Below are 24,727 nucleotides of genomic sequence, written 5' to 3'. Positions count from 1 at the left end.
TTCTGGCTTGTCAAAGGGTGTCTCTCCACTTTGTGTTCGTTTGCTGACAATTTCAGCAATTCACGGGTGATTGGCTATTTTTTCGTTGATTTGCACCGGGGTGGTGCGAATTTACCCCTAATGGGGCAGATCAACATCTTCTGACTGCCTGCGAAAATGCGCTTATCGATTGGAAAGCCTTGTTACGCGCCCGTGACGCCTTTTCTTAAAAAGCTGGCAAGCATCTTGCAACTCCTTCGATATCTAAACGCCATTGTTGGCAGTACAGGAGGCAAAATGAACTTAAGACGACTGAAGTACTTTGTGAAAATCGTCGATATCGGTAGCCTGACCCAGGCCGCTGAAGTGTTACATATCGCACAGCCCGCACTGAGCCAGCAGGTTGCCACTCTGGAGGGAGAGCTCGATCAGCAATTACTGATCCGCACCAAGCGCGGCGTTACACCAACGGAAGCGGGGAAAGTGCTTTATACCCATGCGCGTACGATATTGCGCCAGTGTGAGCAGGCGCAGCTGGCGGTGAATAATGTTGGACAAACGTTAAGCGGCCCGGTCTCCATTGGTCTGGCGCCGGGTACAGCGGCATCGTCCATCACCATGCCGCTGTTGCAAGCCGTGCGTAACGAACTGCCGGAAGTGCTGATTTATCTTCATGAAAACAGCGGCGCGGCGTTGAATGACAAACTGCTGAGCAGCCAGCTGGATATGGCGGTACTTTACGACCGCTCTCCCGTGGCGGGCGTTAACAGTCAGCCGTTGCTGAAAGAAGATCTCTACCTGGTTGGCACGCGTGATTGTCCGGGACAGAGCATCGATTTAACGGCAGTTGCTGAAATGAACCTGTTCCTGCCGCGCGACTACAGCGCAGTCCGTGCCCGGGTAGATGAAGCATTTTCGCTGCGTCGTCTGACGGCCAAAATCATTGGTGAGATAGAATCTATTTCTACGCTGACGGCGGCGATTGCCAGTGGGATGGGCGTCACCGTTCTGCCAGAGTCCGCCGCGCGAACGCTATCACAGGCGGCAAATGGCTGGATGGCCCGGATCACCACGCCATCAATGAGCCTGCCGTTGTCGCTAAATATGTCAGCCCGTGGACAGCTCTCTCCACAGGCGCAGGCGGTGAAAGACATTCTGATCTCGCTGGTCAGCCGCCCGGCGCTGGATAACCGCGAATTGCAGCTGGTGAGCTAACGTATATTCTTTTAAGTAATAAGTTGCTGGTTTTTATTATTTGTTAGCGGACGCGACAGACTTTAACAATAGTGCAATGTCTGTTTGACCCGGAGGGGAAGGTGAACTTCCAGCAACTAAAAATAATTCGTGAAGCAGCAAGGCAGGATTACAACCTGACTGAAGTTGCCAATATGCTATACACATCGCAATCGGGTGTAAGCCGTCATATCCGTGAGCTGGAGGAAGAGCTGGGGATTGAGATCTTCATCCGCCGCGGAAAGCGACTGCTGGGGATGACCGAACCGGGTAAAGCGTTGTTGGTGATTGCCGAACGTATTCTGAATGAGGCAAGTAACGTTCGACGTCTTGCCGATCTTTTCACCAACGATGGTTCGGGCGTTCTGACGGTCGCAACCACGCATACCCAGGCGCGCTATAGCCTGCCACCGGTGATTAAAGCCTTTCGTGAAATATTCCCTGATGTACGTCTGGAACTGGTCCAGGGAACACCGCAGGAAATCGAAACGCTGCTACATAACGGTGGCGCGGATATTGGCATTGCCAGCGAGCGATTGAGCAATGACAGTACGCTGGTGGCTTTTCCCTGGTTCCGCTGGCATCACAATGTGCTGGTACCGCAGGATCATCCTCTGACGCAAATCACGCCGCTGACGCTGGAAGCCATCGCGCGCTGGCCGCTGATTACTTATCGCCAGGGGATCACCGGGCGCTCGCGTATTGATGAAGCCTTCAACCGCAAAGGGCTGTTGCCGGATATCGTGCTCAGCGCGCAGGACTCAGACGTTATCAAAACTTACGTTGAATTGGGGCTGGGCATTGGGCTGGTGGCTGAACAGTCTGGCGATCTTCAGGAGTCCGGGAAACTGGTGCGATTGGATACGCATCATTTGTTTGATGCCAATACGGTGTGGTTGGGGCTAAAACGCGGACAGTTGCAGCGTAACTATGTCTGGCGTTTTATCGAATTATGTAATGCCGGGTTATCGCTGGAGGAAATTAAGCGGCAGGCGATGGAGCCTGATGAGCTGGCGCTGGATTATCAAATCTAAAAAGCAAAAAGCCCGCGATAAGCGGGCTTTTCTAAATTTGGCTCCTCTGACTGGACTCGAACCAGTGACATACGGATTAACAGTCCGCCGTTCTACCGACTGAACTACAGAGGAATCGTGTGAACGAGGCGAATACTACTGGCCTCGTAATATTGTGTCAACACTAAATTTAACTGACTGATTCAATTGCATGAATTTAGCGCAAGCTGTTGTTTTAGTGAACTACAGGCGAAATATCTTCCTGCGTGTCGTTATCTCGCAAACGCGTGAGCGGATCCTGGCGGTAGAACTGGCAAAAACGCTGCCACAGTGCCGGGAAGCGCGGAGCGAAAAGTTCGGGGGCGCTGAAAAAATACTCGGACAGCACGGCGAAACACTCTGCTGGATCAGTAGCCGCGTAAGCATCAATGCTGGCGGCGCTTTCACCGACTAAATCAATCTCATCCTGAATATTATCCATCGCTGCATGGAGATCGTGCTCCCAGCCCGCGACTTCACGCAGAGGTATTAACGGAATGCCACTGGCGCGATCGCCATTACGGGTATCGAGTTTATGTGCGACTTCATGGATAACCAGGTTGAAGCCGGATGCGTCGAAGGAGTCCTGAATGTCGAGCCAGTTAAGAATAATGGGCCCCTGTTGCCAGCTTTGGCCGGACTGCACCACGCGTTGATTATGCACAAGGCCAATATCATCTTCCCATTCATCATCCACCACGAAGGGGGCGGGGTAGATGAGCACCTCGTGGAAGCCATCAAGCCATTCAAGCCCCAGTTCCATTATCGGCAGGCAAAACAGCAGCGCAATACGTGCCTGAGTGATAGGCTCCAGCACTAATCCCTGAAGAGGAACCAGCCGCTTTTGCTGCAAAAAACGATCGGCAAGCACGCGGAGTTTGCTTTGTTCATCTGCGCTGAGATTGGCTAAAAGTGGGACGGAGAACGCTTGTTCCCACGGGATGTCGGTTTTTTCAGCAGACTCATCTGCCTTCCAGGGCCATTTAATCATCATTTTGCTCGCAAACTCGTCACTTGAACGCAATTGAAGAGACTGGGTCTGTTAAAATGCCAAATAACCTGGCATCATGGCAACCATCAAAACGGAGAGATGCCAGAGCGGCTGAATGGACCGGTCTCGAAAACCGGAGTAGGGGCAACTCTACCGGGGGTTCAAATCCCCCTCTCTCCGCCACTATTCAAGCACTTACCGCATTAATTTTCAGTGACTCAACTCGCATTGAGGTAATCTGAGAGAATCCCTACCTAAAATCTTCCGCAATTGCTCATTGCTTTACTCAGTATTAGCAAAAAAAAGCATGCACGCCTTGCACACACCCCGTAATGGTTCAAAACCGGATTAATCCTTATACGCTTCCTGTCTTTTCTTACGTCTACAACGGATGCAAAACAAACTCTCTCGCGCAGGACAATGACCATAATGAGCTTTGACTAAACCAACGTAGCGGATTCAACAGAGGTGGCGGTACTTGATTCAGCAACTCGTTAAGCGGGCTGCTGAATCAATCAGGCCAAATACCCTGACAGTGTATTGGCTTTTAGAACAGGGAATAAAAAAGCGCAGAAACGGTCAGAATACCGCCAGTCAGCACCACCACTGGGCGAATACCGCGCAAACTTTTGAGTGCACTTCGGCTGTAGATTAAGTAAACAGGGATCAGAAACAGGAAGATGGCCTGTAGTGGTCCGCAGAATTTCTCAATCAGTTCGATAACATCGGGGTTAATATACACAACGGCATAAGAGATGCCGAACATGATAAGCCACGCAATGCGTTTCCCTTTTTTATGTGGCGTGTCTTCTTTTTCGCCAATCGCATCGCTGACCATGTGGGCAAAGGTTTCAGCGACGGATAAACAAATGCCTAAAAACGACTTGGTCATGCCGATAATGGCAATAAACGGGGCAATATAAAAAAGAACAATATTGCTGTTATCTTTTTGCAGTACGGAAAGCACGTTCAAATTCTGTGATTTAGCCACAGCGAAGACATCATGCGGAATACTTAACAGGCAACTGGTAACAAAGAAGATAATACTGGCGTAGATGCTGAAATAAGCGACTTTGATAACCCTTACGGATTTCTTTTCACCGCCGTGCCCGGCTTCACGATAAAACGACGCCAGTGGCGACATCAACGGCACGGAGCAGAAGGCGAAGGTGATAAGGGGAATGGTAAGCCAGATGTTTTTAAGTGAGTTGCCTACGGGCTGCTGCCCAACACCATGAATAGCAGGCATCACATTGGCGAGGTTCCATTGTGGAATTTGAAAGGCTGCGATGAGCGTGACGGTGACAGCGAAGGGTAAAACAAGTACCGACATCATGCCGACAACTTTATCTCGGCCCCGGCTCAAAAGTAGAAATAAAATCGCCACAACGATAAACGACAGCACCGCACGGTTAATGCCCGGTAAATGTAAATGGGTTATCACGTAGCTATTGATAGCATTAACCAGCGAAATACCGTAAACCAGGGTAACCGGAAAGTTAGAAAAAAAGTAAAAGACTTTAATCGCCTTTTTACCTTTGTGATCAAAGAAGCTATTGAAGAGCGGAAGTGACTTATCCTTCGGACCTTCTTCGCGCATAAATACGCGACAAATCAGCATATGCGGGATCATCGATAGCGGCAGGCTAAGGATAATCAGCAACAAATAGACCAGCGGCCCGCGCATAGCTATTTCAACCGGAAGGAACAAAACACCGGCTCCGACGGTTGCGCCATAGACTCCCATGGACCAGATTGTATCTTTAAACTTCCATGCTGATGTGGGTGATGCAATATTGTTTATTGTGTTGGTAACCATTTTTATTATTAATGCTCGTAACTGTCAAAATATAACTGTCATGTTTTCTTCCGTTTGCATATGAAATAACGGTTCCTTATGTTACCTGTTGTAAACTCATACATTGGTCAAGGTGTGAACAATGAGTGAATGTGAGATGATGCTTAATTTTTAAATATGAAGTGATTAAGTATAATCCCGTTCATTATTTTATTATCACAATTAATCTCTTCTTTAAAGATTAAAATGAAGATATTTAAATATTCAGTATTATTTAAACTGCGCGTAGCATAATTGTTTCAATGGGTTAACTTAAGGGTGGGTAAGTGATTACACAGCGACTACTTTTGATGCACTCCGACGTTCGAACAATGAGCGGGGGCGACGACGGTTAATCCGCAAAGATGAACCTTCAGGCGCTGAGGATGGGCAGACGAATATTTGGATGATGTGAAACCCTGCGTATAGATATCTGCATAATTTAAAATATGGGTAAGTAACCCCATTCGTTTCAGGTGTATTTAACTCAACGGTCAGAAAACAGGCTATGCTAAAAAAACCGACTGCATGTCGGGTGGAGAAAACAAACAATAAAGGAGCTTATATGTTTGAGTTTTGTCCAAAGTCTATGAAAACTAACGTAGATTTCATTGCTTTTACCGTTGCGAAAATGGAGTATGAACAACGTGGCCTGTGCGCACGCGCTGTCGAGGGTAATATGCCTTTAGAGATGTCTGAGCACTTCCAACAGCGTTTGCGCTTCTATCGCGATCAGCTAAAAGGATTTGCTCCGCAGCAAGTCGAACGTTACCCCTCTTCGAAGCCTGATGTCCTCGATTTCCGTTAAACACCCTGTACGCCCTGGATAAATATTCGGGGCGCTTTCAACACTATCACGTGTAATACACATACCATTAGGCTAAATTTAATCCACGACTTTTTGTTGAGGATGAATAATGACGACCAGCGCCTCCAGTGGCTTTGGCCCATTACGCCAGACTGTATTCGCAGTTCTGTGGGTAGCAACAATTATTGGTAATATAGGTTCTTTCGCACGTGATATTGCCAGCTCATGGTTAGTGACCGATCTCTCTTCTTCGCCTCTGGCTGTTGCGATGGTTCAGGCTGCCGCGACGCTGCCGGTTTTCCTGCTCGCCATCCCCGCCGGTGTGCTCTCTGATATTCTCGATCGCCGCAAGTTCTTAATTGGTATTCAGTTATTGATGGCAAGCGTCAGTATTTGCCTGTTGCTGCTTTCCGCAACGGGGCTGCAAACCATTCTTTCGCTGGTGGCGCTTACCTTTGTAGGTGGGATCGGCGCGGCGTTAATGGGGCCGACCTGGCAGGCGATTGTACCTGAACTGGTGAAGAAGCAGGATCTTCGCGATGCCGTCGCGCTGAACTCGCTGGGCATCAATATTGCACGCGCAATCGGCCCGGCGCTGGGCGGGATTGTGCTGGCAACCTTCGGTACGTCAGTCACTTACGGCGTGGATGTGATCAGCTATCTGTTTGTGATTGCGGCCCTGCTGTGGTGGAAAAGAGCCAAAACCGATAGCGATGAGCTTGCGGAAAAATTCCTCGGCGCCTTTCGTGCCGGGTTGCGCTACACCATGGCCAGCCGTGAGCTACATGTCGTGCTGCTGCGCACGTTTCTGTTCTTCGCGTTTTGCAGCTCCGTTTGGGCGTTGTTGCCGCTCGTTGCACGCCGCGTGCTGGGTGGTGATGCGGGCTTCTACGGGATTTTGCTGGGCGCAGTCGGTGTCGGTGCGATTGCCGGCGCGTTTCTGTTACCCAAATTGCGGCAAAAATGCAGTGCGGATGGCCTGCTTTTACTGGCGTCGATCATTACCGCTTCTGTGATGGCGCTGTTGTCGATTGCGCCGCCACAATGGTTGGCCGTGGTGGCACTGGTGGTGTTGGGCTGCGGCTGGATTATTGCGCTGACCACATTCAACGGCGTAGCGCAGTCGATTTTACCGAACTGGGTTCGTGGCCGCTCACTGGCGGTCTATCTGACCGTCTTTAATGGGGCGATGACGGCGGGGAGCCTGGCCTGGGGAGCACTGGCGCAATCGGCTGGCGTTCAGGAAACCCTGTTCATTGGCGCTATTGGTATCATTGTTATTGGTGTTGTCAGTTATCGCCTGCGCCTGCCAAAAGGGGAATCGGATCTGCTGCCGTCCAACCATTGGCCAGAGCCGCTGACAGCCGAGGTGGTTGAACACGATCGCGGGCCCGTGCTGATTCAGATTGAGTACGACGTCGATCCGCAGCATCGCGGGCCTTTCCTGAAAGCCATTTATAACCTGGCATACGAGCGGCGGCGGGATGGGGCCTATAACTGGGGGATCACCGAAGATTCTGCCAATCCGCGCATTTTACTGGAGTGGTTTATGGTGGAGTCCTGGGCGGAACATTTGCGCCAGCACAGAAGGGTGTCAAAGGCTGATGCGGATATCCAGGCAGAACTCCTGCAATATCACACGGGTGATGAACCGCCAAAAGTACGGCACTTTATTACCACATCCAGGCCATAAATAACCGCGTCAGGGGCGTGGCCCCTGACGCGAATTCATCACGCTTTCTTCGCACTCATCGCCGCAGCAACCAATCCGTCCAGCCACTCCTGGTGCCCGTTAAGCATTGGGTTAGGGCGTGTGGCGGCGAGTGCTTTTGCTGGCTGGCCGTTCTGTGTTTCCTGGGTCAGAATACGCACGCGGTTACCCGGCAAGTCTTCCAGCAGCCACGCGTGGTGTACATCGAGACGATCGGCGGCATGCTCTTCACCAGACCAACCGTGCCAGGCGACGCGCGCGGGTTGTCCCTCAGCTGGCGGGACATACTCGACGACCTGAGATTCCACCGGGAAGCCGAAAGTGCTGAAGTAAAAACGGACGCCGTTTTCCAGTTCCGGGCCTTTATTATCGTAGAAACGAACATCTGCGGAATTTTTGTAGTAGTCCGGCCACAGGAAAGGCTGGTTCAGGAACGGCCAAACGTCGCTCACGCTAAGCCCGGCAATGATCATTTCGTTTGAGACGAAGTTATCGGTGAAGCCCGGAACAAAACCTTCTGGCCAGTTAATTGCGTTCATAGTGTATCTCCTCAAATCATGTCAATGGCGCTGAAGGCGTGTATCTCAGCGGTATGAAGCTATTATCGGTAAATTCACTTATAAGACAAATTAGCAATCACGATATAATTCATAAGATAACTTATATCAGGATTAGGCGTTCTGGCTAACCTCGACGCAGAGCGCCCGTATCCACTGATGCGCAGGGTCACGATGGTTACGTTCGTGCCAGGCCATACTTTTGGTGAAGCCGGGTACGTCCAGCGGTGGCGGCATAATGGTCAAATGTTCATGCTGTAGGGCAAGACGGCGGGGCACGACGGCAATCATATCCGTCATTCGTAAAATTTCTGGCAATACAAGGAAGCTGTTTACGGACATGCCGACATGCCGTGTGCGGCCAAGCGCTGCCAGCGCCTCGTCAGTCACGCCCCAGAAACCGCCTTCTGAGGAAACGAGAATGTGGTCCTGCGCGCAAAACTGGTCGAGACTGAGTGTGCCCGAGACGGCAACAGGATGATCGGCGCGCAGCATGCAAACATACTCCTCCTCATACAGCGCACGCCCGTGAAGATCGCCGGGTGTCGTTGCAGGCGTGACCAGCGCCAGGTCAACATCGCCACGCTCCAGCAGGGAAAACAGACGTTCATCATCAACCGGACGCACGGCGACACGAATACCCGGTGCGCGTTTTTTTAGCGCACTCATTAGCGGCACTATCACCGCTTTTAACGCGTAATCGGTGGCCATAATCGAGCAGGTCATTTCGGCGCTCAACGGGTCGAAATGGGCGGGCTTCAGCAGGATAGAGATATCGGTCAGGATCTGCTTCACCGGCGCGGCAAGCTCGCGGGCCCGTGCCGTGGGCACCATGCCACGCTGCGCGCGAACAAACAGCGGATCGCCAAAATAGTCGCGTAAGCGTGTCAGCATGCCGCTGGGCGGCGCGGGTGACGCTGCCTTCGTCAATCAATGCGTCGAGCGCCTTCAACAGGTTGAGATCCAGCGATCTGATATCATTATTCATAATGTAAGCGTCACGATGCGATAAGAATAGTTATGGAATGCTAGCGTCTGGGCGGGGTGGTGTCTATGCAGCGGCGAAGCAAATCGGGCGACGAGGTGTCGCCCGAGGGATCAGAGGTGTTCCAGAAACTCAGCGACGTTGTGGGCCATGGTATCAATGCCCGATTCAACGCGCCGATAGTAGGTCCATTTTCCAACCTTGCTGGCCTCCAGCAAGCCCGCTTCCTGCATCGCCTTCAGGCACAGGGACGTGGCGGGCTGCGAGAGTCCGGCTTTGTCCTGAATCAGACTGGCGCAGACACCATAGACATCATAGTCATAAAGTTGGCTGTACTCGGCGAATGACTCGTGCGGGTTTTTCAGCCACTTCAGAATGGCAACGCGCGTGGGATTCGACAGTAACTTCATGGCGTTTTCAGGTGTCATGCGACCTCATTACTCTGTTTATGAATAAACCGGGTAATCAGTATACCCGTTACTGCCGCCGCCATACATGGATGATTCATCCACCGCATTCAACGGGAAGCCGTTTTTCAGGCGTGCCGGAAGGTCAGGGTTGGCGATAAACGGACGACCAAAACCAAACATATCGCCCCAGTGATTTTCCAGCATGTGCTGCGCTTTTTCTGCCGTGTAACGGCCCGCATACATAATCGGATTGCGGAATGCGACGCGCAGTGCCGCGCGGAAATCTTCTGGCAGATCCGGGCTGTTGTTCCAGTCTGCTTCTGCAATGGAGAGATAACCCACACCGGCATCGTTCAGCAAGCGGGCCGCGGTGGTCCAGGTCTCATGCGGATTAGACTCTACCAGGCCGAGGTAGACCCTGTCTTCGTCTGTGGTGGTGAACAGCGGCGAGAAACGCACGCCGACGCGCTGGCTGCCAAACACATCGCTCACTGCATCGATGACTTCTTTTAAAAAGCGCAGACGGTTTGTCAGACAACCGCCGTACTCGTCCGTACGATGGTTGGTGTGTTCTGATATGAACTGATTGATGAGATACCCATTTGCCGCATGCAGTTCCACGCCGTCAAAGCCAGCGTGTTTAGCGTTAATCGCGGCCTGACGGTAAAGCTCAACCAGTTCTTTAACCTCTACCGTATTCAACTCACGCGGCTGGCTTGGGGCGGTCAGCATGCCTTCACCAGGCGCAGTTTCGATAAAAACGCGTACGTTCGTGGCCGCGATGGCCGACGGTGCGACGGGCGGCTGTTGATTCGGTTGAAGCGAGGTGTGTGAGACGCGCCCGACGTGCCACAGCTGGCAGAAAATCACACCGCCTTGTTGATGGACGGCATCCGTGACTTTTTTCCAGCCTTCAACCTGAGCATCGCTGTGAATGCCCGGCGTCCAGGCGTAGCCCTGGCCTCGGGGTTCAATCTGCGTACCTTCGGTGATCAACAGCCCGGCGCTGGCGCGTTGGCGATAATATTCAACCATCAGTGGGCCAGGCACATTCCCCGGTTGTTCGCTGCGACAGCGAGTCAGCGGCGGCAGGATCACGCGGTTGCGTAAGGTCAGGCCGCCGAGGGTGAGTGGGCTAAAGATAGTGTCGTTTTTCATAATAAAGCATTCTTCTGCTACTAAAAGGTGCGAGTTATTATATTTATAAATTTAAATGTGTAAATGCAAAATGTCATATTTAGATGACGATCTCTGTGCAGATTACTGGCATAGTGAGTAAAAATAAGTCTAAGAGACAACCGGTTACTGATTACAATCTGAGAAAGAGGTGAAAGATGAAAATCGCCCACGTTGCACTTTGGACGCGACAGCTTGAGACTCAGGCTCGCTTCTGGGTTGATTTCTTTGAGGGATCAATCAACGAAAAGTACTGCAGCAAAACTAATCCCGGCTTTGAATCTTACTTTGTTAAGATGGGTGAGGATGTGGCTATTGAACTGATGACCAAACCAGGGTTAACCGCGCGTGAGTCGGATAACATCACCAGCGGTTGGGTACATCTGGCGATTGCCGTCGGCACGAAGGCAAAAGTAGATGCCCTGGCACAGAAGGCACAAGAACGGGGGATTTTAGTCTCCGCCCCGCGTACCACCGGAGACGGTTACTACGAAGCAGTTATTAAAGATCCCGATGGCAATTTAGTTGAGATTGTTGAGTAAATGCTGTTTCGTCATTTTAATATCATTCCCTGATGTCACTTCTAATACCATCAGGGATTATACTCTGTATTCTTACGTATCTTTTGTGATAACTACGATATAACTTCATGGTAATTTTCTTTTATTAAGATATTTGCATCTGAAAATAATCTATTGAGATATTGAGCATCGGTGTCGATTGTGGCTTACTATGATAAAATAATAATAACAAATGATGGAGGGGCTTATGCTGTGTAATAGGAAAACACCATTGCTCGTTTTTTTCATGTTATCAAGCCCTGTATTGGCGAATGATTCCTATATTCCTGTTTTATATAACCTTTCATTGTTATATGGATTTGTGCCTATCAGAGGGGATGTCAAAGAATTAAACGTCTCCATTGAGGATGAAAAGGGACGGCAAATATATGAATTGGACGCGACGCTGAGTCAAAGTGGGTGTCTTGACAGTCTGCAATTTAATGATAAACGAAAACGATCGGAATTGATTCTCAGGCGTGATGGGCGAACACTTAAAGGCATTAAAGACTGGTCAATTATTACTATATCATTAGATGAGAAATGTAATATTGTGTCAAAAACTGAGAACGGCGGTTTAGAACAATATGAAATCGCAGATAATGGTCTGCTGATGTCGACACGTTTTATGGGCAATAAGGTCTCTGAATATTTGTACGATGAACGCGGCAACGTCAATATGACGAAGTTTTACTCCTCGCGCGGTGTAACGGCCTCGAATGTGGTGATGTACAGTGACCCGCAGCATAAGCCGCTGGATTACACACTGATCAACTCCTCGCGCTATTCAGAAAACTATGCCACCAATAGCGTCTGTCAGTATGATGAACGCGGTACGCCGGGAAAGTGTGATTTAACCATTACCTGGGAAGATAAACCCGGTAAAAAGCCGCTCAGGTTGAAGGTGTATACGCAAGCGACGTTTTATTGAGCCAAACACAAAAAAGCCAGGCGGATGCCTGGCTTCGTTATGCAGGCCTGATGCGCGTAGCGCATCAGGCTTTTTTTACGTGATTAACGCTGTGAACACCCTGAACACTGTTTGTTCTGAATCTGCTGGAAGAAGTCGTTCCCTTTATCATCCACCAGGATAAAGGCCGGGAAGTTTTCCACTTCGATTTTCCAGATAGCCTCCATACCCAGTTCAGGATACGCCACGCATTCCAGACTCTTGATGCTGTCCTGCGCCAGAATCGCCGCCGGGCCGCCGATGCTGCCGAGGTAGAAGCCACCGTGCTGTTTACAGGCATCGGTGACCTGTTGGCTGCGGTTGCCCTTCGCCAGCATCACCATGCTTGCGCCATGCGACTGCAGCAGGTCCACGTAGCTGTCCATACGACCTGCGGTGGTTGGGCCGAGAGAGCCAGAAGCATAACCTTCCGGTGTCTTTGCCGGGCCTGCGTAATAAATCGGGTGATCCTTCACGTACTGCGGCAGTTCTTCCCCGTTATCGATCAGCTCTTTCAGTTTGGCGTGCGCGATATCACGGGCAACGATAATCGTCCCGTTCAGCGACAGGCGGGTAGATACCGGATGTGCTGAAAGCTGTGCCAGAATTTCACTCATCGGCTGGTTCAGATTGATAGCAATGGCACTGCCTTCACCCTGCTGACGCAGTGCTTCCGGGATATACTGCGCCGGATTGTGCTCCATCTTCTCGATCCAGATACCATCGCGGTTGATCTTCGCTTTGATATTACGATCCGCCGAGCAGGAAACGCCCATGCCGACCGGGCAGGATGCGCCGTGACGCGGCAGGCGGATCACGCGGATATCGTGAGCGAAATATTTGCCACCGAACTGCGCGCCGAGGCCCAGGTTCTGCGCTTCCTGTAACAGTTCTTGCTCCAGCTTAACGTCACGGAACGCCTGACCGTGTTCGTTGCCTTCGGTTGGCAGGCTGTCATAGTAGCGGGTTGACGCCAGTTTAATGGTTTTCAGCGTGCTCTCAGCGGATGTACCGCCAATCACGAATGCGATGTGGTAAGGAGGGCAGGCCGCCGTACCCAGCGTACGCATTTTCTCAACCAGATAGTTTTTCAGTTTCGCCGGGGTGATCAGCGCTTTGGTTTCCTGGTAGAGATAGGTTTTGTTCGCCGAACCGCCGCCTTTGGCGACGCACAGGAACTTATACTCGTCGCCGTCAACGCTGTAGAGATCAATCTGCGCAGGCAGGTTGGTTTTGGTGTTCACCTCGTTGTACATATCCAGCGGGGCGTTCTGCGAGTAGCGCAGGTTATCTTCGGTGTAAGTGTTGTAAACACCGCGTGCCAGAGCAGCTTCATCTCCGCCGCCGGTCCATACACGCTGGCCTTTTTTACCCATGATGATAGCAGTACCGGTATCCTGGCAGGTCGGCAGGACGCCTTTGGCGGCGATTTCCGAGTTGCGCAGGAATTGCAGCGCGACGTATTTGTCGTTTTCGCTGGCTTGCGGGTCATTCAGGATGGCGGCAACTTGTTTCTGGTGAGAAGGGCGCAGCATGAAAGAGGCGTCATGGAAAGCCTGCTGTGCCAGCAGCGTCAGCGCTTCAGGTTCAACTTTGAGGATTTCCTGACCTTCAAATTCGGCAACGGAAACGTGCTCGCGGCTCAGCAGATAGTATTCGGTGTCATCTTTGCCAAGCGGGAAGGGGTTCTGGTAAACAAAAGGTTTATTCGACATAGCTATTGCTCCATAAAATAAAACCGCCGGACGTTACCCTCCGGCGGTTGAGAATCAGAACATCATGGACATCCACGGGTAACCAATCAGCAGCAGGGCAGCCAGGAAGATGGCACCGAAGATGGTGCCTAACCGCCAGTAGTCTTTGGTCGGCAGGTAGCCGCTCCCGTAGTAAATCGGGCTCGGGCCAGTACCGTATGGGGTGATGATCCCCATGATACCCAGTGAAGTCACCATCAGCAGGACGAACACTTCCATGTTCATGCCCGGAATAGTGGCGGCGATGGTCAGCATCGCTGGCAGTAGCGCCGTGGTGTGCGCGGTGGTGCTGGCAAACAGGTAGTGCAGCAGGTAGAACGCCAGCAGCAGAACAACGGTTGCCACACCCGGAGAGATACCGCTCATCAGCAGGCCGCCTTCTTTACCCAACCAGCTGATGAAGCCAGTAGAGGAGAGGCCATCGGCCAGCGCCACTAACGTTGCGAACCAGACAAAGGTGTTCCATGCGGCTTTGTTGCCAGTGATATCGCTCCACTCCAGCACGCCGGTCCACAGCATCAGGCCAACGATTAACAGCGCCGCCATGGCAGGCTCAATCCACGCTGCAGCGAAGATCCACATCAGCAGCGCGCAGCATACGAAGACCAGCAGCAGAATTTCGTTACGTGACAGTTTGCCCAGTTTTTCCAGTTCACGGCTCGCCCACAGCGGCACTTCGTCGTTCACTTTCACTTCCGGCGGATAGAACCAGTAAGCCAGCAACGGCATAGTCAGAATCAGCAGGATACCCAGCGGCAGGAAGGCGATGAACCAGGTGCCCCAGGAAATGGTGATACCGAGGATGCTTTTCACCAGCGCCAGCGCCAGCAGGTTTGGTGCCAGGGCGGAAAGGAACATAGAACTGGTGATACACGCGGCGGTAATCGCCACCCACATCAGATAAGAACCAATTTTACGCGCGCTCGGGTCGTTCGGTTTTGAACCGTACAGCGGCGGCAGGTTGGCGATAATCGGGTAGATCGTCCCGCCGCTACGCGCGGTGTTGGATGGAGTGAACGGCGCCAGCAGCAGGTCCGCAAAGGTTATGGCATAACCGAGCGTCAGGCTGCGACGACCCAGATATTTCACCAGAATCAGCGCCAGGCGGCGACCAAAGCGGGTTTTGTCATAACCGGCGGCAAACATAAAGGCACCGAAAATCAACCAGACGGTGGAGTTACCGAAACCGCTCACTGCCCATTTAAAGGACGCGCCTGCCAGTTTGAATTTAGGATCGGCCAGCTGTTCCGGGCTGAAAAGCACCCACTGGCTGCATAATGCGATGGCGACGACGCCCGTCAGACCGATCACCGCACCCGGCAGGGGTTCGAAAATCAGGCCGACAATCACGCCGACAAAGATAGCGAAGTAGTGCCAGGCATACGGCGGCAGCCCTTCAGGAACCGGCACAAACAGCAGCAGCACGGCGACGATAATCGGCAGTGCCATCATCATCAGACGGTTTTTCTTTCCGTCTTTTGGCTTGCTCGCCACGGGGGGCGTTACGGCGGTTTTCTCTTTCATAGTTTTGCGTCTTAAGTTGTTAATAATTCGGTTATGCCAGGAATGACTTTTTGCTTTCTTTAGTTTTTTTACTTTATTTAATTATTAAAGGCGGCTTTTTGTATTACTGGCATGGAAATTTAGCGCTAATTTGTCAGCGATAAATCAGGAATTCTTTATATTTATTTAATGCTCTTTTAAAGAATAAGGCAATTGATCTCGATCAAAAAAACAGGACGATAACGCGCTTTTTATTATTTTTGAATAACCCTGTTGGACTATAAGGGTATTGGCCGTTAATTGCTCACGAGAGCGTGGGTATCTTAAATATAGAACATAAGTTGATGCTTGTCTAAGCCATTGATTTATATTAGTTGTTGCGGGTGAAATTACGGGGTTTACTGCATCTCAAGAGGTAGCGTAAAAGTAATAATATTTTAAATAATTGTGAACAAAATATTTTTTATTAATAACACCATGGGGGTATTGGTGTTATAGCGGTACTTAATTAGTTTTTTAACTAACGTAATTACTTTAGTAACTAAAAATACCATTATATTAATAGCATCAATATCGGCAAGAAAAAATAACTCAAATACACACCGATTCAGAATTCGCAGATTTCAATTTTTAAAGTTTGGAGTTTTTATATGATGAACACAAACCATCGCATACTTGAGTCATTCACCTTACCGAACGGAACTGAAATTAAAAACCGTTTGTTCATGGCCCCGATGACCACCTGTTCGGGTTATTACGACGGTTCAGTCAGCAGCGAGCTGATTGAGTACTATCGCGCCCGTTCCGGCAGCATCGGTACCATCATCGTCGAGTGCTGCTTTGTTGACGATCTCGGCCTCGCTTTCCCGGGCGCACTGGGTATCGACAACGACGACAAAATCGCCGGCCTGGCGAAAATTGCCGAAGCGATCAAATCTAAAGGTTCGAAAGCGCTATTACAGATTTACCACGGTGGCCGCATGGTCGAACCTAAGCTGATCGGTGGGCGTACGCCGGTAGGCCCAAGCGCCGTTGCTGCACCGCGTGACGGAGCCGCAACCCCGGTCGCCCTGACCACGGAAGAAGTGTATGGCATGGTCGGTAAATTCGGCGATGCGGTACGTCGTGCCATCCAGGCCGGTTTCGACGGCGTGGAAATTCATGGCGCCAACACCTATCTGATTCAACAATTCTACTCGCCGAACTCCAACCTGCGTGACGATGAGTGGGGCGGTAGCCGCGACAATCGCGCGAAATTCCCGCTGGCAGTACTGGATATCACCCATAAAATGGTGCGCCAGTATGCTGATGATTCCTTTATCATCGGCTATCGTTTCTCGCCAGAAGAGATGGAAATCCCGGGTATCCGCTTTGACGACACCATGTATCTGCTGGAAAAACTGGCGGAGCGCGGCGTCGATTACCTGCACTTCTCAGTAGGCGCTACGCTGCGTCCTTCTATCGTCGAAACCAACGATCCGACGCCGCTGATTCAAAAATATGTCGCCATGCGTTCTGAAACGCTCGCGCAAATCCCGGTAATGGGCGTGGGCGGCGTCGTGAACGAAGCGGATGTCGATACCGCGCTGGATAACGGTTACGACCTGGTCGCCGTGGGACGCGCCTGCATCGCCTATCCGGACTGGACTGACCGCATTGCGCGTAATGAAGCACCGGAACTGTTCATCGACAGCACCCAGCGTGAAGCCTTATGCATCCCGGAACCGCTGTGGCGTTTCTTCCTGGTTGAAGCGATGATCCGCGACATGAGCATGGGCGAGTCCAAATTCAAAGCGGGTACCTTCGTGGAAACCGTGATGGATGACACCAATGAACTGGTTATCAACGTCAGCCTGGATACGGACCGTATTGCCGATATCGAACTGGCGAGCGCGCCGGATCAAAGCGTGGAATTCACCACCAGTTTTGAAGAGATTCGTACCCGTATTCTCGATGCGAACACCCCGCACGTTGATGCTATCTCCGGCGCAACCAGCCAGAGTGAAGCGGTGAAAAAAGCCGTCTCTAAAGCGATGCTGAAATCAAGCAAAGCGCGGGTGGCGGAAGAGGGCGGCGACGTCGAAGAAGCGAAAAGCTACGACGTCGTGGTTGTCGGTAGTGGCGGCGCGGGTCTGGCTGCGGCGATTCAGGCGCACGACGAAGGCGCAAGCGTGCTGATTGTCGAAAAAATGCCAACCATCGGTGGGAACACCATCAAAGCCTCTGCCGGGATGAACGCGGCGGAAACGCGCTTCCAGCGTGTGAAAGGGATTCAGGACAGCAAAGAGCTGTTCTACCAGGAAACCCTGAAAGGCGGGAAAAACAAAAACAACCCGGAACTGCTGCGTCGCTTTGTCGAAAACGCACCAGAAGCCATCGAATGGCTGGCTACGCGCGGCATTATGCTGAACGACATCACCACTACCGGCGGGATGAGCATCGACCGTACCCACCGTCCGCGTGACGGATCGGCGGTTGGCGGCTATCTGATCAGCGGCCTGGTGCGTAACGTCAACAAACGCAATATCGATGTGATGCTCGATACTTCCGTGGTGGATATCGTGATGGAAGACGGTGAAGTTTCCGCAGTCCGTCTGCTGACCGAAGAGAAAGAGGCGCTTACCGTCTCGACCAAAAGCATTATCGTGGCGACCGGTGGCTTCAGCGCCAACAGCGCGATGGTGGTGAAATACCGTCCGGATCTGGCCGGCTTCGTGACCACCAACCATAAAGGCGCAACCGGTGGCGGTATCTCACTTCTGGAAAATATCGGCGCAGGCACGGTCGATATGAGCGAAATTCAGATTCACCCGACCGTTGAGCAGAAAACATCGTACCTGATTTCCGAATCTATCCGCGGCGGCGGGGCGATTCTGGTGAATCAGCAGGGCAACCGCTTCTTTAATGAAATGGAAACCCGCGACAAGGTGTCCGCGCAAATCATCGCGCTGCCGGAAAAATATGCCTACATCGTGTTTGATGAGCATGTTCGGGCGAAAAACAAAGCCGCTGATGAATACATTGGCCGTGGCTTTGTCACCAGCGCCAGCTCACCGCGTGACCTGGCGAAAAAACTGGGGCTCAATGAAGACGCTTTCCTGGCAACCCTGGAACGCTATAACGGTTTCGTTGAAAAACAGCACGATGATGATTTCGGTCGTACGACCGCGCTGCGTGCGCCGATCAACGAAGGTCCGTTCCATGCGATTCAGATTGCGCCGGGCGTGCACCACACCATGGGCGGCGTGACCATCAATACCGAGACCTGCGTGCTGGATAAAGCGCACAAGGTGATCGCCGGGGCGTACGCCGCAGGCGAGGTGGTTGGCGGCATCCACGGTGGCAACCGTATCGGCGGTAACGCTGTCGCCGATATCATTATCTTTGGTACACTCGCCGGTCATCAGGCCGCAATGCGCGCAAAACGCAGCTAGCAGCCCATGAAATCCCGGTAGCCCAAGCTACCGGGTTCTCTTTTATGAAAGGAGGCTGGAATGTCAGACGATGCACGCGTATACAGTTATTCCGCGGTCCTGATGGGCTCGCCCATTTTGCTCAAACTCTTCGAACACAACGAACCGCTCGCCTCCCGTGTTTTTAAGCTCATCAAGCAATACGAAGACCTCCTCACCGTTAACCGCGCACAATCGCAGGTGATGGATATCATTCACGCCGCCGGCGTCAATCCCGTCAGCGTCAGCCGCCCGGTTTATGAGTTGATCAAATGCGCCAAAGCCGCAAGCCTTGTCCCCGGCGGCGCGTTTAATCTGGCGATTGGCCCGCTGGTGAAACGCTGGAAAATCGGTTTTAAGGGCGATAGCGTGCCGCCCGCCGAGGATATTGCGCAATTACTGACGCTCACCGATCCGCATAATGTGGTGCTGGATGATGCTCAAAGCAGTGTATTTTTGACGCGTGCCGGAATGGAAATCGATCTGGGGGCGATTGCAAAAGGTTACATCGCCGACCGCGTGCGCGACTATTTGCGCCAGCAGGGCGTGACGCTGGGGCTGATTAATCTTGGTGGAAATGTGCAAACGCTCGGTTCACCAGAGGGCGGTTGGTCGATTGGCCTGAAGAAGCCCTTTGCGCAGGATAACGCGTTGCTCGGGACCATTGAGGTGGTGAACAAGTCGGTGGTGACCTCCGGCGTCTATGAGCGCTTTTTCGAGCTGGACGGGCACCGCTATCACCATATTCTTGACCCTCGCACCGGGTATCCCCTGGATAACGAGCTCGACAGCGTGACCATTATCGCCAGCGAATCCCTCGACTGTGATCTCTGGACCACGCTGATTTATGGAATGGGTGTAGAGAAGGGTATTGCAGCGCTACGCGGACGCCCGGACATTGAAGCGATATTTGTCACCAAACAGCGGGAGATCATTCTCTCATCGGCCAGACATTACCGGTTTACGCTGCTTGATGACGATTGTCGGCTTATTGCGCGTACTGCTTAAGCAGACCGTACTGTTCCGCCAGCAGATGATAGCGATACACCGGGCGCCCGGTTGCGCCGTAGTGAATGCTGGTAAACAAAATATTAATCTGCGCCAGCCAAATCAGGTATTTTCGGCATGATACTCGCGAAATATTCACTGCGTTCGCCAGGTCGTCGGTAGAGAACTCGCTTTCCGGATGCGCGTCAATCCACTGACAAATAGTGCGCAGTGTTTGCGGTGTTAACCCCTTCGGCAGACGTTTGGCGTCAGCCAGTTCCGGCGCACCGCCATGCAGCAGGCGATCGACATCAGCCTGTTCGTAATACTTATGGTTACCCATCAGCTGTTTTTTCTCACGCCAGCCGGTTAACGCCTCTTCAAAGCGCGGGAACTGGAACGGTTTGATCAGGTAATCCACCACACCATAATGCATCGACGTTTGAATAGTTTCCGCATCTGAAGCGGAAGAGATCATGATAACGTCGATAGCCCGGCCCGATGCGCGAATGATCGGCAGCAGATCCAGCCCATTATCCTGCTGCATATAAACATCCAGTAGCACCAGGTCGATGGGTTGCACACTCTCATCAATAAATTTGCGAGCCTGGCTGAGGGTTGACGCGATTCCACAGCAGCTAAATCCCTCAACCCGTTCGATATAGAGACGGTTCAGGTCGGCCACCATGGCATCATCATCAACAATTAACACATTAATCACTCGGCATTCCTCTCGCTGTCCCAGGGGATTTGTACAAAAAATTGCGTAAAGACGCCCGGCTCTGATTCCACGGCGATGCTGCCGCCGAGATTTTCAGTTTGTTGCCGGGCCAGAAATAGCCCGACGCCGCGATTCTCGCCTTTCGTCGAAAAACCTTTGGTAAAAATAGCATCAATTTTATCCGGGGCGATGCCAGGCCCATCATCACTGACTTCACTGGAGAGCCAGCCATTTTGATAGTGCAGCAGCAGGCTTATCTCGCCTTCCGGCTGGCCGGACATGGCGTCCAGCGCATTTTCTATCAGGTTGCCCAGCACGGTGACCAGTACCGCCACCTGTTGTTCGTTGGCGTTGTCCGGCACGCGCGACTCTTCGGCAAGTGTCAGCGTAAACCCGGCCTCTTTCGCGCGATTGATTTTGCCAAGCAGGAAACCGGCAACAATTGGTGATTTAATTTTATGCTGAATTTCGCCGATATCGGTCTGATAATTTTGCGCGGTTTGCAGAATGTACTCTTCCAGCTTGTCGTAGCGCTTGATGTGCAAAAGCCCGAGGATCACGTGCAGTTTATTCATGAACTCGTGAGACTGAGCGCGCAGCGCATCGACATAGTTCACCATGCCATCCATGCGCTGCATCAACTGGCTGACTTCGGTTTTATCGCGGAAGGTGCAAATCGCGCCAATCACACGGTTCTGACTGCGGACCGGTACGGTGTTGGTGAGTAACAGACGCCCGTTGCAGCCCACTTCTTGATCCGGAATCGCGACTCCGGTAGACAGAACCTGTTGCAGGTTTCCCTGTAACGGCGCATGCGGCGGTTCTCCTGGCTGGCGATTGTTGGCGGAGAGAAGAATTTGCCGCGCGGTATGGTTAATCAGCGTTACGTTTCCGAGGCTGTCGACGGCGATGACGCCTTCTTTAAGCGATTGCAGCATCGCCTGACGCTGTTCAAACAACGTAGAAATTTCGTAGGGCTCAAGCCCGAAAAGAATATTTTTCAGTACCCGAACCAGCACCCAGGTCCCGAAGCTACCAATAATGGCGCTGAACAACACAAACCAGATGGCATTCCAGCGGCTGGCGTTGATTTGCGCCTGAACATCGTTCATCGAGATACCGACAATCACCACGCCAATCTGACTGCGCTCTTCATCATAAACTGGCGTAAAGACGCGCAGCGCCTCTTCCAGTACGCCATGGTTCACCGAGACATTTTCCTGACCAAGCAGGGCGGGTTGTAAATCTTCTCCGATAAAACGCTGGCCGACACGGCGGGGATCAGGGTGCGAATAACGAATGCCATGCATATCTGTCACCACCGCATACAGCAGATGATTACGTTGTTCCACGGCGGTTGAAATCGGCTGAATAATATCGCTGTAAGAAGGCGAGGTGAGGCCGCGTTTGATTTCCGGCGAATCGGCGAGGGTGCGCGCGATAGCAAAGGCGGTATCCTGCAAACCCGTACGCGTGGCTTTGGCAATTTGCGCAAGATAGAAGGTGTAGATAACCAGCAGGACGGCACCGATGACACCGCAGACCATCAGGGTGACCAGCGTACTGAGCTTCATCGGACGTTTTGGCGCGCGTTGAGGCTGCTGTAAATCGTGCATCGGGATCCCTGTCATCATTAATAAACAAGCATTATCGCTGATAAGCCTGATTTCTTAAAGCAGTGTAGCCCTTAGCAAAACAAACGTCTCTTTGTGACGCCACTCTCAGGCTATCCATATGAAACACTTTATATTGAAAGGCAACTCATAATAAGGAGGCAGTTTATGAGCATTAAGCTTACCGATGCAGTCATGGAACGACGCAGTACTGTTACCGCCGATATCGACAGATTGTCCACCGAGGACATGCTTAACGTTATCAATCAGGAAGATAAACGTATTGCCGATGCCATCACGCCTTGTCTGGATGAAATCACCCGTTTAGTGGATCAAGCTGCGGCGGCGCTGAGTCGCGGTGGGCGCTTAGTGATAGTCGGTGCGGGCGCGTCGGGGCGTGCCGGGATGCTTGCTGCCAGTGAGTTTACACCACAGGGTCACGGTCCGATTGTCGGGCTTATCGCGGGTGGGCCGCAGGCGATGCTGAATGAAAAAAGCGAAGCCGCATACGATTACGATCGTGGGGCGCTGGACCTTCAGGCCATCGGCTTTAATGATAAAGATATGCTGCTGGGCCTGACCGTCGGCGGAAAAACGCCGTGGGTGTGGGGCGCACTGCGTCATGCGTGGTCTCTGGGTGCGCCGGTAGCGGTGCTCACGCGCAATCCGCAAAGCGAAGCTGCACAGTTGGCGTCGTTGGTTATTGCGCCACAAACCGGGGCGGAAGTCGTGGCTGGCTACGGTAATCCGAAAGCCAATGCCGCACAGAAACTGGTTCTGAATATGCTGACCACCGGGCTTGCGATTCGCAGCGGTCGGGTTTACAGCAATTTGCGTGTGGATCTGCAAGGGGATACCACCCAGTGGTGCGAGCGTCAGATTGCGATTGTGATGGAAGCAGGAAGTTGTTCACGCGCCGTGGCGAAAGCGGCGCTGGAACGCTGCGATCATCATTGTAAAACCGCAATTCTGATGGTGCTCACAGGAATGGAAGCCAATGATGCCAATGCCCTGCTGGCGCAGAACAATGGTTTTGTGCGAGTGGCGTTGCAGGAAGCGCCGTAACGCCTTCATAAGAAATAAAAAAAGCCCGCAATGCGGGCTTTATAATATGTAGGGATTAGAACTGATAAGTCAGGCCAACACCCACAACGTCATCGGTGGAGATGCCATTGTCCTGATAGAATTTCACGTCGTTATCCAGCAGGTTGATTTTGTAATCGACGTATGCGGACATGTTTTTGTTGAAGTAATAGGTCGCTGCAACAGAAACGTAGTTCACCAGCGCTTTGTCGGTGTATTCAATTACGTGATGCTGACCGTTGTGGCCGTTGTAACCACCCAGGTCTTCACCTTTAGAGTAAACCCACGCTAAAGACGGACGCAGACCGAAATCGAACTGATACTGAGCAACCGCTTCAAAGTTTTGCGTTTTGTTGGCAATGCCGCCTTCATACTTCTTGCCACCACGGTCCCCACTACCATATGGGGTCATGTTACGTGTTTCAGCGTACATCAATGCAAGGTAGACATCATTAGCGTCGTATTTCATACCAATAGTCCAGGCTTCCGCTTCGGAGCCACCTGCATCTTTACTCAGGTGATTATGAATCCCACCCGCAGCAACTTGGGAGTTTGTACGGTCAGAAGAGGAGAATGCCGCACCAACGCTTAAGCCTTCCAGTACATCACCGAAATCATAGGTGGTGGACATACCGAAGCCATCACCATTCTGGAAACGATAATCGTCGTGACCGTTTTTGGTGCCTTCCTGATCTTCGTTTGTGTTGCCGCCTTCGTTGTTGCCCTGATATTGCAGCGCGAAGTTCCAGCCTTCAACCAGACCGAAGAAATCAGTATTACGGTAGGTCGCTACGCCGTTAGCACGGCCAGTCATGAAGTTGTCAGTCCAGGTGTAAGAGTCGCCACCGAATACTGGCAACATATCGGTCCATGCTTCGACGTCGTACACGACGCCGTAGTTACGACCGTAGTCGAATGAACCTGCATCGGCATAGCGCAGACCGGCGAAGGCCAGTTTCGCATACATGTTGTCGCTACCTTCGGTATCGCTGGCTTTCACTTTCATCAGCGCGTTACCAAAGCCGGTCAATTCGTCAGTGATCTGCGTTTCACCTTTGAAACCCAGTTCAATAATAGTGTCATCACCATCATCACCCGGATTGTCAGAGAAAGTATGACGAGCATCGACTTTCCCATAGAGATCCAGTTTATTACCGTTTTTATTATAGATTTCTGCCGCATTTGCTGCACCAGCCACTAACAATGCCGGGACAATAATTGCCAATACTTTTCTTTTCATTATTTATTTCCTTTAAATAATAATGGTTATGAATGCTTTTAAATAAATCAGCATTGCAGCGGCGATATTATCTATAGAGTTCATTTTATTTTACGTCAAAGATGTAACTATTTTATATTAAATATT

19 protein-coding genes, 2 tRNA genes and 1 pseudogene are annotated in these 24,727 nt (G+C 51.7%); 10 read left to right on the top strand and 12 right to left on the bottom strand.

Translation table 11 applies throughout. The features are described from left to right. The first annotated feature begins 276 nt into the window (after positions 1-276). Together nac and cbl are read left to right on the top strand one after the other, a co-directional pair. On the top strand, positions 277-1,194 hold the full coding sequence (gene nac, locus NMC31_RS24320) for a nitrogen assimilation transcriptional regulator NAC (protein WP_253899318.1): 918 nt from the start codon (positions 277-279) through the stop codon (positions 1,192-1,194). A 101-nt stretch (positions 1,195-1,295) separates the two neighbouring features. Further along, on the top strand, positions 1,296-2,246 hold the full coding sequence (cbl, locus tag NMC31_RS24315) for an HTH-type transcriptional regulator Cbl (RefSeq protein WP_253899317.1): 951 nt from the start codon (positions 1,296-1,298) through the stop codon (positions 2,244-2,246). A 38-nt stretch (positions 2,247-2,284) separates the two neighbouring features. Here the strand turns inward: cbl and NMC31_RS24310 are convergent. Together NMC31_RS24310 and mtfA are read right to left on the bottom strand one after the other, a co-directional pair. After that, positions 2,285-2,360 (bottom strand) — tRNA-Asn (locus tag NMC31_RS24310). Between the two features lie 100 nt (positions 2,361-2,460). After that, positions 2,461-3,258, bottom strand: coding sequence for a DgsA anti-repressor MtfA (gene mtfA, locus NMC31_RS24305; protein WP_149462292.1), 798 nt, complete (start codon positions 3,256-3,258; stop codon positions 2,461-2,463). Positions 3,259-3,348: 90 nt separating this feature from the next. On the opposite strand from mtfA, the gene NMC31_RS24300 reads away from it, so the two are divergent. Beyond that, positions 3,349-3,438, top strand: a tRNA-Ser gene (locus tag NMC31_RS24300). 364 nt (positions 3,439-3,802) lie between these two features. On the opposite strand, the gene NMC31_RS24295 is transcribed toward NMC31_RS24300, so the two are convergent. Then, positions 3,803-5,074: an amino acid permease gene (locus tag NMC31_RS24295; RefSeq protein WP_436651220.1), complete on the bottom strand. Its 1,272-nt coding sequence runs from the start codon at positions 5,072-5,074 to the stop codon at positions 3,803-3,805. Positions 5,075-5,600: 526 nt separating this feature from the next. Here NMC31_RS24295 and NMC31_RS24290 point away from each other — a divergent pair. Both NMC31_RS24290 and NMC31_RS24285 read left to right on the top strand, forming a co-directional pair. After that, positions 5,601-5,900, top strand: coding sequence for a hypothetical protein (locus NMC31_RS24290; protein ID WP_253899315.1), 300 nt, complete (start codon positions 5,601-5,603; stop codon positions 5,898-5,900). A 109-nt stretch (positions 5,901-6,009) separates the two neighbouring features. After that, positions 6,010-7,593 carry an MFS transporter gene (locus NMC31_RS24285; protein ID WP_253899314.1) on the top strand — a complete coding sequence of 528 codons (1,584 nt, stop codon included), beginning with the start codon at positions 6,010-6,012 and terminating at the stop codon, positions 7,591-7,593. A 38-nt stretch (positions 7,594-7,631) separates the two neighbouring features. Here NMC31_RS24285 and NMC31_RS24280 read toward each other — a convergent pair whose 3' ends face one another. The 4 genes and pseudogenes from NMC31_RS24280 to NMC31_RS24265 all read right to left on the bottom strand — a co-directional run bounded on the left by NMC31_RS24280 (position 7,632) and on the right by NMC31_RS24265 (position 10,721). Further along, on the bottom strand, positions 7,632-8,150 hold the full coding sequence (locus tag NMC31_RS24280; protein ID WP_149462288.1) for an SRPBCC family protein: 519 nt from the start codon (positions 8,148-8,150) through the stop codon (positions 7,632-7,634). Positions 8,151-8,282: 132 nt separating this feature from the next. Continuing rightward, positions 8,283-9,156: pseudogene (locus NMC31_RS24275) on the bottom strand (LysR family transcriptional regulator). Between the two features lie 110 nt (positions 9,157-9,266). Then, a complete protein-coding gene (locus tag NMC31_RS24270) occupies positions 9,267-9,581 on the bottom strand; it encodes an ArsR/SmtB family transcription factor (RefSeq protein WP_113857169.1) in 315 nt (104 codons plus the stop codon). Between the two features lie 18 nt (positions 9,582-9,599). Then, entirely contained in the window at positions 9,600-10,721 is a 1,122-nt protein-coding gene (locus tag NMC31_RS24265; RefSeq protein ID WP_253899313.1) for an alkene reductase, read from the bottom strand. Positions 10,722-10,897: 176 nt separating this feature from the next. Here NMC31_RS24265 and NMC31_RS24260 point away from each other — a divergent pair, with 176 nt between their 5' ends. Together NMC31_RS24260 and NMC31_RS24255 are read left to right on the top strand one after the other, a co-directional pair. Then, complete coding sequence (locus NMC31_RS24260; RefSeq protein WP_253899312.1) at positions 10,898-11,281, top strand: VOC family protein; 384 nt, start codon at positions 10,898-10,900, stop codon at positions 11,279-11,281. 226 nt (positions 11,282-11,507) lie between these two features. After that, positions 11,508-12,230, top strand: a complete 723-nt coding sequence (locus tag NMC31_RS24255) for a YnfC family lipoprotein (protein ID WP_253899311.1) — start codon at positions 11,508-11,510, stop codon at positions 12,228-12,230. 83 nt (positions 12,231-12,313) lie between these two features. Here the strand turns inward: NMC31_RS24255 and fumA are convergent, their stop codons facing one another. Further along, positions 12,314-13,963: a class I fumarate hydratase FumA gene (gene fumA, locus NMC31_RS24250; protein ID WP_253899310.1), complete on the bottom strand. Its 1,650-nt coding sequence runs from the start codon at positions 13,961-13,963 to the stop codon at positions 12,314-12,316. 54 nt (positions 13,964-14,017) lie between these two features. Continuing rightward, complete coding sequence (locus NMC31_RS24245; RefSeq protein WP_301544661.1) at positions 14,018-15,526, bottom strand: anion permease; 1,509 nt, start codon at positions 15,524-15,526, stop codon at positions 14,018-14,020. 632 nt (positions 15,527-16,158) lie between these two features. On the opposite strand from NMC31_RS24245, the gene NMC31_RS24240 reads away from it, so the two are divergent. Beyond that, positions 16,159-18,939: a flavocytochrome c gene (locus NMC31_RS24240; RefSeq protein ID WP_253899319.1), complete on the top strand. Its 2,781-nt coding sequence runs from the start codon at positions 16,159-16,161 to the stop codon at positions 18,937-18,939. Between the two features lie 60 nt (positions 18,940-18,999). Continuing rightward, on the top strand, positions 19,000-19,965 hold the full coding sequence (locus NMC31_RS24235) for an FAD:protein FMN transferase (protein ID WP_253899309.1): 966 nt from the start codon (positions 19,000-19,002) through the stop codon (positions 19,963-19,965). Here NMC31_RS24235 and dcuR read toward each other — a convergent pair. Next, positions 19,946-20,665, bottom strand: coding sequence for a two-component system response regulator DcuR (gene dcuR, locus NMC31_RS24230; RefSeq protein ID WP_253899308.1), 720 nt, complete (start codon positions 20,663-20,665; stop codon positions 19,946-19,948). The two genes, NMC31_RS24235 and dcuR, sit on opposite strands and share 20 nt — an antisense overlap. Continuing rightward, positions 20,662-22,281: a sensor histidine kinase gene (locus NMC31_RS24225; RefSeq protein WP_253899307.1), complete on the bottom strand. Its 1,620-nt coding sequence runs from the start codon at positions 22,279-22,281 to the stop codon at positions 20,662-20,664. Before NMC31_RS24225 ends, dcuR begins: the two co-directional genes overlap by 4 nt. A 165-nt stretch (positions 22,282-22,446) precedes the next feature. Between NMC31_RS24225 and NMC31_RS24220 the strand changes: the two genes are divergently transcribed. Continuing rightward, complete coding sequence (locus NMC31_RS24220) at positions 22,447-23,343, top strand: N-acetylmuramic acid 6-phosphate etherase (RefSeq protein ID WP_149462278.1); 897 nt, start codon at positions 22,447-22,449, stop codon at positions 23,341-23,343. 55 nt (positions 23,344-23,398) lie between these two features. Here the strand turns inward: NMC31_RS24220 and ompC are convergent, their stop codons facing one another. Further along, positions 23,399-24,601 carry a porin OmpC gene (ompC, locus tag NMC31_RS24215; RefSeq protein ID WP_253899306.1) on the bottom strand — a complete coding sequence of 401 codons (1,203 nt, stop codon included), beginning with the start codon at positions 24,599-24,601 and terminating at the stop codon, positions 23,399-23,401. Positions 24,602-24,727: the final 126 nt, after the last annotated feature.

This window comes from Pseudocitrobacter vendiensis (assembly GCF_943590815.1).
Taxonomy (GTDB): Bacteria; Pseudomonadota; Gammaproteobacteria; order Enterobacterales; family Enterobacteriaceae; genus Pseudocitrobacter; species Pseudocitrobacter vendiensis.
The sequence above is the reverse complement of the archived record's forward strand: the minus strand, read 5'-3'. Positions and strand labels throughout refer to the sequence as shown.